The organism is Anabaena sp. WFMT (assembly GCF_051781005.1).
GTDB lineage: Bacteria > Cyanobacteriota > Cyanobacteriia > Cyanobacteriales > Nostocaceae > Anabaena.
On record NZ_JBPWOA010000006.1, the window covers coordinates 57,723 to 71,279 of the forward strand.

The 13,557-nt window shown below is 39.3% G+C and carries 13 protein-coding genes; 11 read left to right on the forward strand and 2 right to left on the reverse strand.

Features of this window, described 5'->3' with window-relative positions; translation table 11 throughout:
* The first annotated feature begins 28 nt into the window (after positions 1 to 28).
* The 4 genes from ACSQ6I_RS05050 to ACSQ6I_RS05065 all read left to right on the forward strand — a co-directional run bounded on the left by ACSQ6I_RS05050 (position 29) and on the right by ACSQ6I_RS05065 (position 4,122).
* Positions 29 to 1,693, forward strand: coding sequence for a DUF3352 domain-containing protein (locus ACSQ6I_RS05050; protein ID WP_438889270.1), 1,665 nt, complete (start codon positions 29 to 31; stop codon positions 1,691 to 1,693).
* A gap of 110 nt (positions 1,694 to 1,803) precedes the next feature.
* Complete coding sequence (locus tag ACSQ6I_RS05055; protein WP_438889271.1) at positions 1,804 to 2,289, forward strand: hypothetical protein; 486 nt, start codon at positions 1,804 to 1,806, stop codon at positions 2,287 to 2,289.
* A 295-nt stretch (positions 2,290 to 2,584) separates the two neighbouring features.
* A complete protein-coding gene (gene cysE / locus ACSQ6I_RS05060) occupies positions 2,585 to 3,337 on the forward strand; it encodes a serine O-acetyltransferase (RefSeq protein ID WP_438889272.1) in 753 nt (250 codons plus the stop codon).
* A gap of 77 nt (positions 3,338 to 3,414) precedes the next feature.
* A complete protein-coding gene (locus ACSQ6I_RS05065; protein WP_438889273.1) occupies positions 3,415 to 4,122 on the forward strand; it encodes a L,D-transpeptidase family protein in 708 nt (235 codons plus the stop codon).
* 3 nt (positions 4,123 to 4,125) lie between these two features.
* Here ACSQ6I_RS05065 and ACSQ6I_RS05070 read toward each other — a convergent pair whose 3' ends face one another.
* Positions 4,126 to 4,707 carry an Npun_F5749 family FMN-dependent PPOX-type flavoprotein gene (locus ACSQ6I_RS05070; RefSeq protein ID WP_438889274.1) on the reverse strand — a complete coding sequence of 194 codons (582 nt, stop codon included), beginning with the start codon at positions 4,705 to 4,707 and terminating at the stop codon, positions 4,126 to 4,128.
* A gap of 238 nt (positions 4,708 to 4,945) precedes the next feature.
* A complete protein-coding gene (locus ACSQ6I_RS05075) occupies positions 4,946 to 5,794 on the reverse strand; it encodes an Rpn family recombination-promoting nuclease/putative transposase (protein ID WP_438889275.1) in 849 nt (282 codons plus the stop codon).
* Positions 5,795 to 6,197: 403 nt separating this feature from the next.
* Here ACSQ6I_RS05075 and ACSQ6I_RS05080 point away from each other — a divergent pair, with 403 nt between their 5' ends.
* The 7 genes from ACSQ6I_RS05080 to fbp all read left to right on the forward strand — a co-directional run bounded on the left by ACSQ6I_RS05080 (position 6,198) and on the right by fbp (position 13,411).
* Positions 6,198 to 6,401 carry a hypothetical protein gene (locus ACSQ6I_RS05080; protein WP_438889276.1) on the forward strand — a complete coding sequence of 68 codons (204 nt, stop codon included), beginning with the start codon at positions 6,198 to 6,200 and terminating at the stop codon, positions 6,399 to 6,401.
* Between the two features lie 90 nt (positions 6,402 to 6,491).
* The gene (locus ACSQ6I_RS05085; RefSeq protein WP_438889277.1) at positions 6,492 to 6,791 is read left to right on the forward strand and encodes a hypothetical protein; all 300 of its coding nucleotides are present in this window, start codon (positions 6,492 to 6,494) and stop codon (positions 6,789 to 6,791) included.
* A 69-nt stretch (positions 6,792 to 6,860) separates the two neighbouring features.
* Positions 6,861 to 7,217 carry a hypothetical protein gene (locus ACSQ6I_RS05090; RefSeq protein WP_438889278.1) on the forward strand — a complete coding sequence of 119 codons (357 nt, stop codon included), beginning with the start codon at positions 6,861 to 6,863 and terminating at the stop codon, positions 7,215 to 7,217.
* A 207-nt stretch (positions 7,218 to 7,424) separates the two neighbouring features.
* A complete protein-coding gene (gene nrdJ / locus ACSQ6I_RS05095; protein WP_438889279.1) occupies positions 7,425 to 10,946 on the forward strand; it encodes a ribonucleoside-triphosphate reductase, adenosylcobalamin-dependent in 3,522 nt (1,173 codons plus the stop codon).
* Between the two features lie 126 nt (positions 10,947 to 11,072).
* Positions 11,073 to 11,285, forward strand: coding sequence for a hypothetical protein (locus ACSQ6I_RS05100; RefSeq protein ID WP_438889280.1), 213 nt, complete (start codon positions 11,073 to 11,075; stop codon positions 11,283 to 11,285).
* Between the two features lie 394 nt (positions 11,286 to 11,679).
* Complete coding sequence (locus ACSQ6I_RS05105) at positions 11,680 to 11,964, forward strand: RNA recognition motif domain-containing protein (protein ID WP_438889281.1); 285 nt, start codon at positions 11,680 to 11,682, stop codon at positions 11,962 to 11,964.
* A gap of 397 nt (positions 11,965 to 12,361) precedes the next feature.
* Complete coding sequence (gene fbp, locus ACSQ6I_RS05110; RefSeq protein WP_438889282.1) at positions 12,362 to 13,411, forward strand: class 1 fructose-bisphosphatase; 1,050 nt, start codon at positions 12,362 to 12,364, stop codon at positions 13,409 to 13,411.
* Positions 13,412 to 13,557: the final 146 nt, after the last annotated feature.

Genomic DNA, 13,557 nt, shown 5'->3' on the forward strand with positions numbered 1-13,557 from the left:
GTGACAGAAAAGCTGGAAAATAGGTTTAGTGAACAGTCAACGCTCATTTTATGGTTTCCTGGTAGCTGGTGTCATCGTCTTGCTACTAATTGGTATTGCTGGCTTTTATTGGTTTTTTGGTAAAAGTCCATTCAACCTCAGTGTTCCTAAATCTGAACCTGGGGCTGCTATATTTGTGTCAAAAATGTCACCTGTGATGGTGTCATTATTAATAAATCCCGACCGTTTGCAAGCAATAGAGCAAAAAGGGGACATTTCTAAGCTCAAAAACAGTTTATTGGCAAAAAGTAATATAGATTTCCAAGATGATATCAAACCTTGGCTAAGTAATGAAATTACACTAGCTGTTACTAGTGAAGATATAGACCGCGACCCAGAAAACGGACTGCAACCAGGGTATCTGATGGCGCTTTCCACTGAAAAGCCAGAAAAAAGCCGTGAGTTTGTAGAGTTATTATTCTCCAAACGGGCTTTAGCTGGAGCAAATTTGGCGGTTGAACAATACAAAGGTGTGAAGTTGCTTTCTGATACCCCAGAAGTAATAACACCTGAAAAAATTCAAAATCGTTTAGCTGGTGCGGTTGTTGATAATTTTGTTTTGTTTGCTAATGATGCTAAGGTTTTACGAGAAGCGATTAATAATGTCCAAGCACCGCAATTGAATTTGAGTGATTCTCCTGAATATCAAAAAGCTGTTCAAGAGTTGCCTAAAGATGCTGTAGCTGTAGCTTTTTTGAATCTGCCCATAGTTGCTAAGTGGCAAGGATGGGAATTAGTAGAATCAATCTATGATAGCCAAATTGTTTCTTTAGTATTAAATCCCCAAGGATTGCTGGCGGAAAGCACATTTTTAGCAACTACAAAAGTTGCTCCTCCATCTCTATTATTGTCTAAACCTGTGGGTGCATTGCACTATATTCCCGAATCGGCAGGTTTGGCTGTTGGTGGGGTGAATTTAAGTAATTTAGGTGCAAGCGATTTAGCAAAACTGTGGAAACAAGGAACAGCAACAATCTACGGTTCTGAGGAACAAGCTATTTCTCGCTGGGTTAAACCTTTGGTGGATTTCCAAAAACGCTGGAATCTCAACTTGAGTAAGGATATTTTTAGTTGGGTGACAGGAGAATATGCGATCGCATCCCTAACTGAAGATAACCCACTTTTAGCCAATCAAGCAAATTGGATGTTTGTGGTGGAAAAAACGCCGCAATTAGAAACAGGTATAGCTAGGTTAGATAACATCGCTATCAACAATGGTTTTAATGTTAGTTCTCTTATTCTCAACAAGCAAAAAGTCTCCGCGTGGACAGAGTTAACCGCTACTACTGAAGACAAAACAGCCGTCAACGTCGAAGCCAAAATTGGAGGAGTGCATACAAACATTGATAATTATGAAATTTTTACCTCAGACCTAGCAACGATGGAGAAAATTCTTACACATCAAGAAAATTCTCTTGTTGATGATCGCAATTTTCAAAATAGTATTGCTACCTTCCCCCAATCCAACCAAGGATACATATATATTGACTGGAAAAAGAGTAAAAACATTCTTGAAAGTCAGCTACCAATTCTCAAATTTGTGGAAGTGTTAGGAAAACCACTCTTTGATAATCTGCGATCGCTTACAGTCAGTAGTTATGGTAGTCAGCCAGGAACTCTCAAAGGTGGCGTGTTCTTGCAGCTTAATCGCTAAAAGTGCTATCTGTGTCACCTGGAAATGTGACACAAGCACTAGCAATTGGCTCTTTTTTTACATAAAATTAGTATAGATAGTCACAAAAATCAACATCTGGGAGAGCTAACATGAGAGATCGTCGCTTCTGGCTTCACTTTCGAGGTGGCTGGCTGTTAGCTACAATTATCGCCATGATAGCTACACCTGTAGCCGCAGAGACAGCAAATTTTGGAACTGTGAAGTTGTTACCAGGTTTTGAACCAGGACAAGGAACTGTGACTGGTTATACAGGCGGATCGTATTCATTATCTGCCATGAGCAACCGCGATCGCGATAAAAATATTTGCATCGGCTTTGGTGATCCCAATCCTGATCACATCCTCGTCTTAGAAAAAGATTTCGATCAACTGAAAATACTAGTTAAGAGTGGCCATGACACCACTCTATTTATCCAAGGTCCAGACGACGAAACAATTCGTTGTGGTGATGATACAGGTAGAAGCAAAGATGCTAGTGTGATTGGCAGCAAATGGAAACGTGGCAAATATCGCGTTTGGGTAGGTACATTTAATCGCGGATTCAAGCATAACTACACTTTGACGGTAGAACAATAATTCGTAATTCGTAATTCGTAATTCGTAATTATCAATTACTACCCAGTCCCCAGTCCCCAGTCCCCAGTCCCCAATCATCAATCATCAAGGGACTTCCAAATAAAAAATATTCAATTAATTCTTGTGGGGTAGGCATACTTCGACAAGCTCAGTACAAGTCTTGTCTGCCCTTAAAACCGGACGGGCTAGAAGCCCATCCCACAAGATTGGATAATTTATTTCCTAGAAGTCCCCAATGACCAAGTAACGATAATATGGGAGAGTAGCTTGTCTTGCTCTCCAAGGGTACTATCTCGTGCTATCTACACTAAGTGCCGATTTTCGCATTATTTTTGAACGCGACCCCGCAGCCCGGAATTGGTTGGAAGTCCTGTTTTGCTATCCGGGTTTGCAAGCCTTAATCTTCCATCGGTTAGCTCATTCGCTGCGTAGTATTGGTATTCCCTTTTTCCCACGGCTGATTTCTCACATAGCTCGATTCTTAACCGGCATTGAAATTCACCCAGGGGCTGTAATTGGTCAAGGCGTATTTATTGACCACGGAATGGGAGTTGTCATTGGTGAAACAGCCATCATCGGTGACTATGCCTTAATTTATCAAGGTGTCACCCTTGGGGGTACTGGTAAAGAAAGCGGCAAACGCCACCCCACATTAGGCGAAAATGTCGTTGTTGGTGCTGGTGCGAAAGTTTTAGGAAATATCGAAATTGGGAATAATGTCCGCATTGGTGCTGGTTCAGTTGTTTTGAGAGATGTCCCTTCTAGTTGCACAGTTGTAGGCGTACCAGGTCGCATTATCTATCGTGCTGGAGTTCGAGTTTCCCCTCTAGAACACAACAACTTACCAGATTCAGAAGCTCAAGTAATTCGCACCTTAGTTGACCGCATTGAAGCACTTGAAGAACAAATTCAATCTCTCCAAACTCCGGCAAAAACTCCAGTTTTAGCAGGTAACTTTATTCAAGAGAATGAATTACCAAAAGAACACAACTTTTGTAATATTAGAGATAAAAATATCCAAGAATTTTTTGATGGTGCGGGAATTTAAAAAAGTAGATTTGGGTTTTCCCGCCCATTCATTCATTAATTTAATTTAGATTTTTGATTTTTGGATAGTTAAAAAATATGCCAATCATCAATACAGAAGCACTAACAAAAAATGTCAAACAACATGGAATAATATTAAGTATTCCCTTGTTTTTTGTAGCTAGTTCTGTATTTTATTGGTTGCTAATACGAGTAGGTTTAATATTTCCAGTTACAGAAATTCCTGATATTTTATGTATTTACAATTGCAAATTAGAACAAAAAATACATAAACCTATAATTGGAGATGAATTATTAAATTATGACCAACCAATAAAAAAATTAATTACAAAACCTATCAATAAACAGAAAATCTCTATTTTAATTGAGAAATCCCAACACAGATTAACGCTTTATTATAACCTCAGTCCCATCAAATCCTATCCAGTGGTTTTTGGTGCTAACCCCACAGGTGATAAACAAAGAGAAGGTGACAAAAAAACACCAGAAGGAATTTTACAAATTCAAGACCTTTATCCGCACCCCCAATGGTCAAAATTTATGTGGTTGAATTATCCTCATCCTCAATCTTGGCGAAAACATTTTCAAGCTAAAATTAATGGTGAATTAGCTTGGTATATTCCTATTGGTGGTGAAGTTGGTATTCATGGTGTACCTGCGGGTAGAGATGAAATGATTGATATCCGCAAAAATTGGACTTTAGGCTGTCCTTCTTTAAAAAATCAAGATGTAGATGAGATATATCAATTAGTGCAGAAAGGTACAATTGTGGAAATCCTTCCTTAATGTTTAAGGATTAGTTTCTTGGCAATACCAATTTTCATTTTCATCAAGTTGATAAAAAGTTCTATTTTGTGGTTCTCCTCGCAATTCCAAATGGTCTACTTGTGCAGGTTCAAGCAATAACAAACAAAAAGTTTCTACTGGTTGAATAGGATCTGGTGCTGGTGGTGTAAACGCTTCTGGAGTTATTACTCTCATCTCACCCGGATCAGGCCAAGCAAATTGTAATCTAGCTGCATCACTTAATTCTTGCCACATTTTGATTCTCGCTGCTTGTAAATGTGGATGAGAATTGGCAGTAATTAAAATTAATTGTCCAGCAATACGAAATTGTTCTCTAGTTTTAGGGAAATACCAGCAAACTTCCCCCCAAGATTGTTGCTGTATTTGTTCAGCTTTTTCACTACGAATATCTGTAATAAATTTTAGCTGATTGGTATCTTCCAGAAAACCACGAAATACTACAGTGCGGTTTGCAGGTAAACCATTTTCTCGCACCGTTGCAAGTTGTACATAGCGGGAATAAACCAAACTGCGGTTTTTATGTAAAGCACGAGTAATTAAACTTCTCCAAGGTGCTAAAGACATTATTTTTACTGTCAATTTTTTGTGATTTGGCTTTAATTACTTTAAAAGATATAACAAGATTTTTTTAAGCTGATAATTGATATTTTAGTAATTGAATAAAATTTCAAAGGTTGTTTTAAAATAGTTTAAAAATTTATTTTACCTCTACTACTTTTGAGATCCCCGACTTCTAACAATATACCATCAATCATTGAGTGATGTTGAAAATGCGGGGATCTGAACAGTAAACAGTAATCAATTAATCTTGGACTTGACTTAACCAACTTTGTAAATCTTGTAAACTGGTAAAGTCTAACAACGCTTCTCCAAGATTTTCTAAATTGCTCAAAGATAACTGAGTAATATTATTGTTTTCTTCCTCCGGTAACTTTCCTAAACGTCTATTTAACTGTCGCATAACTAAATTTAAAGCACTCTCTTTGAGTCCTTCTTGTCTTCCTTCTTGTTTAATTTCTTGATAAGCGCGACTTCTTTCTAATGAAATTCCTAACATGACTTGAACCTCCCGCAAAGTCAGATTTTCAAACCTGTACATCATGATTGTCGTAATCATTTCTAAAATCATCTCATTGGGTGATGATTCTTGATTACTTTTTGTTAATAAATACCTAGCTGCTGCTGGTGCTTGACTTTCTTTTAAAGTCGTCAGTACCATTAATCCTACCCATACAGGTAATTGTTGAATATCTCCCAACTCATCTAAATATATTCTATGCACTTGATCGCCATTAAGCAAAGAACGATGGGGAGAAATATCACTTTGTTCTATATTCCGAGATGGATATATTATAACTGCTTGCCAGTCACTAAATCTATCACGGTTACGGTAGAAGTATAAGTGAGCTTCGGCAAATAATCTCTCATACAGTTGTTCATCTTTTTGAAATTGAACTTCACTAAAGTAAACTGTTCCTTTGGGTTCATTTTCTGGAGGTAAAAACACGCCGTCAATTTCAAATTTAGGTTCTTTCACTGCCACAGAATCAAATTTATATAATTCTGCATTTTGGGGTGGATTTTCTAATAGTTGAAATAAGACAGATGGATATTGTTGGAAGAGTTTATAAAAAATTGAGTCTCTACGCATTAATTAAATTCCCGATTGATTTTGTTCATGAAAGCAGGACTCAGTTTTTATGGACATTAAATACAAAAATGTTACATTTTATATAAAATATTACAAAGTGGTAAATTTAGCAATCTTCCATACTACAACTACTTGGCGTATAGTCTTAGTCTTTACCTCTTATTTAGAGGTAGCATACCAAATGTGTAAGTTTATTTTTTTATTGAGTCCAAGACATGAAATAAAGGAACCACGAAGAAACGAAGGACACGAAGGAAAGAAAGTTTTAGAGAGATTTTGCAGTGGACAAGTTTATTTTTTCAAAATGAGAATTGCTGTTGAGATTGTACAATCATAGTAAGTTTGTATCTTACATCAACTTGGCGTATAGTCTTAGTCTGTTAGTCAGCAACAGGACTTTATTATGGTTCAAGAACTGGAACGTAAACGCCAGAGTGCATCTTTTCCCGAATCTGCCCCAGCAGCCAATCCTGTGTTTTTTAGAACTTATATTTGTCGAACTGGTGGGACAAGAGGCGATCGCAAATTACGCTATTTAGTCGAATTAGGTATACTTAGTCCCGAAAAGACTGCCCTATTAGATGTAATGCAGCATCAATCAACCTAATCTCAACGACTTGTCCGACAATACACAAAAAAATTCCCTAGCTTTGTTCAGAAGCCAGGGTAATGCAATAAAAAAAGTTCACCCATCATTATGATCCAAAAACCTGCCAATAAGACTGGAATTTTCCAGCCACAACTTCCGACTGTTAAAGATCAGTCATCTAGTATCATTGTTCAAAATACGCTGGACACCCCAGAAAAAGTGGAAAATTGGCTGATAGCTGCTAATTCTACAAATAGTTCCATACAACCAAATGCAGGAGAGTTAATACCTGTACTCACCTATGGAGGTGTGTCCGTAGCAGTGATTATTGCAATGGCTTGGTTTGTGAAGGTACTGCTTGCATCTATGTCTGAATTACTGCAAGCAATACCCAAACATAAGAAATAATTTTGAGTAAAGGTTTAGCATTGCTAAACCCCTACCTCTACGCATCAAAAATTTTTCAACAGCATAGCTATGACCATCAAAATCAAACTCATGGCTGATTATGGATGCTACCCATTATGGTGGGCTAGTTCTGATAAAGCTGGAGATATTGATCCAGAAACTATGCCATTAAATGAAGAAACTATCAGCCGTTTGGAAAAATGGGCAGATATTTATGATGCACGGTTAAATTGGCAAGATCCAGCTAATTCACCAGATTTGAGTCCAGAAGAAGAAGCAGCTTTTGAACAAGAAGGTATTAGTTTGTGGAAACAGCTGCAAAAAGAACTAGCACCTAATTATGAAGTTATATATTTCAGTGAGCAATTACGTAAAGTTGTCACAGATATCAATGAATTAGAATCTTTACTAGTTATAAATGCTTAGTAGATAAGCTTTTTTGATAAAAATGATAGATAAAACCTTCATGATCTATAACCCTGGCACACAGTCAGGGTTTTGTACTGGAACTAAAATATAGTTACAATTAATACTAAATAAGACATAGCGCAAAGTGGTAAATTTATCAATCTTCCATCCTCTAACGACTTGGCGTTATAGTCTTAATTTGTTAGTCAGCAACAAAACCGAACTATGGTTCAAGAACTGGAACGTAAACGTCAGAGTGCATCTTTTCCCGAATCTGCTCCAGCAGCCAATCCTGTGTTTTTTAGAACTTACAGCCGTCGTACAGAGGCAGGTTTAAGGGAAAGTTATGATCAGGTGTGCGATCGCACTCTCAAAGGCTTAGTCGAACTGGGAAAACTCACCCGTGAAGAAGCTGCTATTTTAGACAAGATGCAGCGCAACATGAAAGCCCTTCCCAGTGGGCGTTGGATGTGGGTTGGTGGTACAAATTGGTTAACTAAACCCAAAAACTTCTCCGGCGCTTATAACTGCACCTCCACCAACCTTGTAGACTGGAGTGCTTTTGGCTTAATGATGGATCTAGCCATGATGGGCTGTGGCACAGGAGCCATCATTGAACCACAATATATTAATCAACTGCCTCCTATCCGTAATCGCCTTAATATTACCGTCATAGGTGAAATTGGCAGCACTCCTAAAGAACAGCGTCGTGAATATACACAAACCCATATAGAAGCTAACACTGCTACTATCCACGTTGGAGACAGTAGGGAAGGTTGGGTAAAATCCTATCAAACCCTTTTAGAACTCTCCACCGATGAACGCTTTACAGGTGAAGTTCAGGTATTTGTAGATATTAGTGACGTGCGCCAATCTGGGGAAACCCTCAAAGGCTTTGGCGGTATGGCTAATCCTGTAAAATTACCAGGATTGTATCAGCGTTGTGCCTCTATTCTCAATAAGGCTTTAGGTAGACAATTAAATTCAGTTGAATGCTGCTTATTGATCGATGAAGCTGCTGTAACAATTGTTGCTGGCAATATCCGTCGTTGTCTTCCTGAAGATGCCCTAGTTCATACCTCCAAAGGTCTTGTACCCATTCGTGATGTGCAAGTAGGCGACTTGGTACAAACTCCTTTGGGATTTCGTCAAGTAGTCGATAAATTCGACCAGGGCTTTCAGGATGTCTATGAAATTGAAACTAATGCGACTTATCCTAGAGCTACGTTGAACCACAGACAAGCAGTTTTGGAAGATGCTAAAGGTGAAGTTAACTGGAAATCAGTTGCAAGTTTAGTGGAAGGCGATCGCCTGCTTCATAACACACAAATTTTACCTGGAACAGTTACCCATCTCCCTGCTGACTTTACAGAATCTAGACCTTCCCAAAGCCGAACAACCAAGTCCTTGCTTGTTCCTAATCTCACACCTGAAGTAGCTTGGCTAATTGGATTGACTCACGGTGATGGCTATGTTGCCCTTAGTCGTAATAAGCATGATAAGCCCTATGGCCGTGTTGAATGGTCAATGAATAGCTTACAGATCGAACAAACAGCAAAAATTCAAGCCAAAATAGATTCTGCTTTAGCTTTATTTGGATTGACTGCTACTCACAGCGTTACCAAAGGTGAAAATACTGCCAAGTCAATTTGTTCTTCTATCCGACTAGCTGAATACTTCCATAGCTATATTAAGCAGCCTAATGTTCCCTTAGTAATTCCTAATTTTATTTTGCAGGGTTCAGTAGATATCCGGGCTGCTTATCTAGCTGGACTAATGGACAGTGATGGAGCAGTTAATAACCGGCCTCCTCACCTAGTTACATCTGTTTATCAATCATTTATTCGACAAGTTGGTATAGTTTTATCGAGTTTGGGTATTGCTGGTAGAATTAGCATTACTCGTCCTCAGCACAAAGAATGGCAAGTTAAGTACAACCTCACGCTTCCAGCCCTGAAAGAACGTTATAACGCCATTATTGCGCTTCACTCTGTCAAGGGAGAACTGCATCAAGGATTGAAAATGTATGGTTTTACCATTCCTGGTGCAATCATGCGCGAGGCTTACACCTATAGCGAAATGCGAGATATGGGCTTCCAGGGTTCTCGCACTGTTGATGCTAATTATGAACGTTATATAGCTGAAGCTGATATCTCTCTGGATATTCCTGTCACAGTCAAAGGTTTAGGCAGTTACGATCATGTTCAAACCTATGACATTGAAGTGGAAGAAGCCCATTGTTTTTACTGCGACGGTTATCTGACGCATAACTCAGCTGGAATGCGACAGTTCGTTTCTGAAGATGAACAAGGCGCAGCTGCCAAAGATAACTTATGGCAACAAGACGCAGAAGGCAACTGGCGCATAGATCCAGAGCGCGATTCTTTGCGAATGGCCAACCATACCAGAGTATTTCACCGCAAACCAACCTTAGAAGAATCCATTGCTGCTGTACGTAAACAATATTACAGTGGTGAAGGGGCAATTCAATGGGCTGGTGAAGCAGTTGCTAGAGCTAACATTGATTTACTAACTACACCAGAACTGAAAAAAGACTTCTTGCAAGCTTATGAGCAAGGAAAAGCACAGTATTGGATAAAAGAATACTATCCTGAAATTGATGCTGATGAGCTAGAACATAGAATAGGTAGGTTTGGGTTAAATCCGTGCGGAGAGATTATAGGTAGTAATTTTCACTGTAACTTATCTGAGGTACACTTAAACCAACTTGATCCCGACAACTACAAAGAACAAGAAGAAGCATTTACCGCTGGGGCGCTTTCTGTAGCCGCACTGTTAAATCACCAATTCCTCGAACCACGCTATCAATACAGTCGGGAATTAGATCCCATTGTTGGTGTTTCTTTCACCGGTTTATTTGACTTCTTCGTTCATGCTTTTGGTGTGGATTGGTTGCGCTGGTGGGAAGAAGGACGACCAGGAACTAACGAAGGACTGGTTTTCAAACGCGGTGAACAAAAATATCTCAACTTTTGGAAAGATGTAGTCCATAAAGTAGTGTGGGAATATTGCGATCGCCATAATATCAAACGCCCCAACCGTTGCACCACAGTTCAACCCAGTGGCACTAAATCCCTCTTAACAGGTGCTAGTTCCGGTTGGCATCCCCCCAAAGCCCAAAGATTCATTCGTCGGATCACCTTCCGCAAAAATGACCCCGTAGCCCTAGCTTGTATAGACTATGGTTACAACGTCATACCTTCCCAATCTGACAAAGACGAAAACGGCAACTTACTAAATGACCCATTTGATTATCGTTGTACAGAATGGTTAGTAGAAATACCCGTCGCTGTATCTTGGGCAGATTTACCCGGTGCTGATGTAATTGATGTGTCTAAGTTCTCAGCCTTAGCCCAATTAGATTTCGTCATGCAAGTACAGAAATTTTACACAGCCCATAACACAAGTGCCACCATAGAACTGCGTTCCGAGGAAGTTGAATCCTTGGGAACACGCATCTATGAAGCTATCCAAAATGATGAAGGCTATATTTCTGCGGCGTTATTAGCACGGTTCGACGATTTGCAATCATTTCCTCGTTTACCCTTTGAACCCATAGACAAAGCTACCTATGAACGCTTGTCTCAAGAAGTCAAAATTAGACGAAAAACAGATGATTTCTGTGGCGCTTTAAGTCGTTACGATTTAGGCGAACTAACAGACGCAGGCCCCAGCGGTTGCGACTCTGATAAATGTATGTTTCCTGAACAGCAACCAAGCGCATAGGGACTGGAGACTGGGAAGATAGGGAAGAAAAATCATCTCCCTGATCTCCTTACCTACGAAATCATTTTCCAAGTTACGATTGATTAAGAAATAGTAATTTTTACAGCAATACCAGGAGACATTTAAATGTTCATAGATGAATTGTCCCCCATCTTTAAGCAAGCTACCCAGCACCCAGTCTCATTTTTTGGTGGGTTATTCTCTGGAGTGCTGCGACTTAACCTCACGGATGATCCTGTTAAAACTTGGCTAGACCAACATATGGGTTCAAGCGGTTCCACTACTTCCGGGCTTCAGAATGGCAAAGCCTCTGGCCCTCAACAAATTTCAATTGATTAACCTTTTCTTAACCGTTAACTGTTAAACGTTAACGGTTAATATAGCGGTTGCTATTACCTAATCAGATCAATGTTTTAAAAAGCTGACTGCCATAACTGCAAAGACGGCAGAATACTTGACTTGATTCTCAATCAAACATATCCCCACCTTCATAAATATGATACTTTGTTACATCTCATACTTGGGAAAAAGTCACAATCAGTTATGATTATGAACATATGCGTATGTTCAGTCTGATGGTAGATGAAATTGTGGATATTGAGCCATTGTTGTTAATTCCTACAATTTTTTCCGTCCGTGAATCAGAGAAAACTATGCAATGCTTACAATTTGCTTAGTTCTGTTTTCCATCTAGCTGAACTAATCGCTTTTTGTTGACAATTACGTGACTCACATGACTATTTACGTTGGAAATCTCTCCTACCAAGCGACAGAAGCAGACTTAAAAGCCGTGTTTGCTGATTATGGCCAAGTTAAAAGAGTTGTTTTACCTATTGACCGCGAAACCGGAAAAATGCGCGGATTTGCTTTTGTTGAAATGACCGAAGATGCACAAGAAGATGCAGCTATTACAGAATTAGACGGTGCAGAATGGATGGGTCGTCAACTGAGAGTTAATAAAGCAAAACCACGAGAGGATAATCGCAGGGACGATAACCGACGCAGTAGTTGGGGGTAAAGACAGGACTTTTAATTAACCAAGTTTGAAATTGCAGCAAATTGTTTTCTAGTGATACAAGATTAATGGGCTGAAATTTACTAGAAACAATGAAAATATACCCGACTAGTTATGAACAGCCGACAAATATCCAGACTCGTCGGGGCTTTCTATTTTTTATGTATAAAGGATGATGGTTTTTAGGCAGTGTCTTATTACAAAAAAAATTAATTAGCTAGAAAAACTACTGAATACTCCAGAAAACCTACTTCTTGAAGAAGTAACCCAAAATATCAATTCTTTAGTTTATCTAAAATCAATCTTTAGTTATCAAAATACCTTTCTAAGATAGAGGTAGCGACCAAAAATCGCCATTGGGGAAACCAACCCAAAAGCAAAATGCTAGGGAGTAACAAAAATGGCTCAAGCCTCTGAATCTTTAGATTTGTCTATCAACTACGCTACAGATAAAGCCCTAGATCGTGATTGTACAACCTTATCCCGTCACGTCCTTCAACAATTGCAGAGTTTTTCGGCAGATGCACAGGATTTAAGTGCGTTGATGAATCGTATTGCGTTGGCTGGTAAACTAGTAGCGCGTCGCATGAGCAATGCTGGCTTAATGGAAGGCGTTCTGGGATTTACTGGGGAAGTTAACGTCCAGGGAGAATCTGTTAAAAAATTGGATGTCTACGCCAACGACGTATTTATCTCAGTGTTTAAGCAAAGTGGCTTAGTTTGTCGCCTCGCTTCCGAGGAAATGGAAAATCCCTACTATATTCCAGAAAACTGTCCCATTGGTCGTTATACCTTGCTGTATGACCCAATTGACGGCTCATCTAACACGGATACTAATCTTAGCTTAGGTTCTATTTTTTCCATCCGTCAACAGGAAGGAAACGATAGCGATGGTAAAGCCACTGACTTGCTGACCAACGGACACAAACAAATTGCCGCTGGATACATACTATACGGGCCAAGCACGATGCTGGTCTATACTATAGGTAAGGGGGTTCATTCCTTTACCCTTGATCCCAGTTTAGGGGAGTTTATTCTCACAGAAGAAAATATCAAAATTCCTGACCACGGTTCTGTTTACAGCGTTAATGAGGGGAACTTCTGGCAGTGGGATGAATCCATTAGAGAATACATTCGCTATGTTCATCGCACTGAAGGCTATACCGCTCGTTACAGTGGTGCGATGGTGAGTGATATTCATAGAATTTTAGTTCAAGGTGGTGTGTTTCTGTATCCAGGAACTTTGCAAAAACCAGAAGGTAAATTGCGCCTACTTTATGAATCTGCACCTTTAGCATTTGTGATTGAACAAGCGGGTGGTCGTGCGACTACAGGATTAGTGGAGATTGTGGACGTAGTTCCGAAAAAACTACATCAACGCACTCCTTTAATTATTGGTAGTAAAAAGGATGTGGCTAAGGTTGAGTCTTTTATTCAAAATGGTCATTAGACGAATTTGAAAAAAGTGTTTAACTAATGCCAGTAATGAAGCTGAAGATTGACAATTAGGGATTGGAATGCAGGACTAGCAATGTTTGTTAGTGAATTTAAAGATTCATCTCAGTTGGTTGATGCCAAATACAAAAGCTGCCGCTA

What these genes read in the sequence shown, in the direction of transcription:
- ACSQ6I_RS05055 (WP_438889271.1), top strand. Translation starts at nt 1,804, where the DNA reads ATGAGAGATCGTCGCTTCTGGCTTCACTTTCGAGGTGGCTGGCTGTTA.
- ACSQ6I_RS05065 (WP_438889273.1), top strand. Translation starts at nt 3,415, where the DNA reads ATGCCAATCATCAATACAGAAGCACTAACAAAAAATGTCAAACAACAT.
- ACSQ6I_RS05070 (WP_438889274.1), bottom strand. Translation starts at nt 4,707, where the DNA reads ATGTCTTTAGCACCTTGGAGAAGTTTAATTACTCGTGCTTTACATAAA.
- ACSQ6I_RS05075 (WP_438889275.1), bottom strand. Translation starts at nt 5,794, where the DNA reads ATGCGTAGAGACTCAATTTTTTATAAACTCTTCCAACAATATCCATCT.
- ACSQ6I_RS05080 (WP_438889276.1), top strand. Translation starts at nt 6,198, where the DNA reads ATGGTTCAAGAACTGGAACGTAAACGCCAGAGTGCATCTTTTCCCGAA.
- ACSQ6I_RS05085 (WP_438889277.1), top strand. Translation starts at nt 6,492, where the DNA reads ATGATCCAAAAACCTGCCAATAAGACTGGAATTTTCCAGCCACAACTT.
- ACSQ6I_RS05090 (WP_438889278.1), top strand. Translation starts at nt 6,861, where the DNA reads ATGACCATCAAAATCAAACTCATGGCTGATTATGGATGCTACCCATTA.
- nrdJ (WP_438889279.1), top strand. Translation starts at nt 7,425, where the DNA reads ATGGTTCAAGAACTGGAACGTAAACGTCAGAGTGCATCTTTTCCCGAA.
- ACSQ6I_RS05100 (WP_438889280.1), top strand. Translation starts at nt 11,073, where the DNA reads ATGTTCATAGATGAATTGTCCCCCATCTTTAAGCAAGCTACCCAGCAC.
- ACSQ6I_RS05105 (WP_438889281.1), top strand. Translation starts at nt 11,680, where the DNA reads ATGACTATTTACGTTGGAAATCTCTCCTACCAAGCGACAGAAGCAGAC.
- fbp (WP_438889282.1), top strand. Translation starts at nt 12,362, where the DNA reads ATGGCTCAAGCCTCTGAATCTTTAGATTTGTCTATCAACTACGCTACA.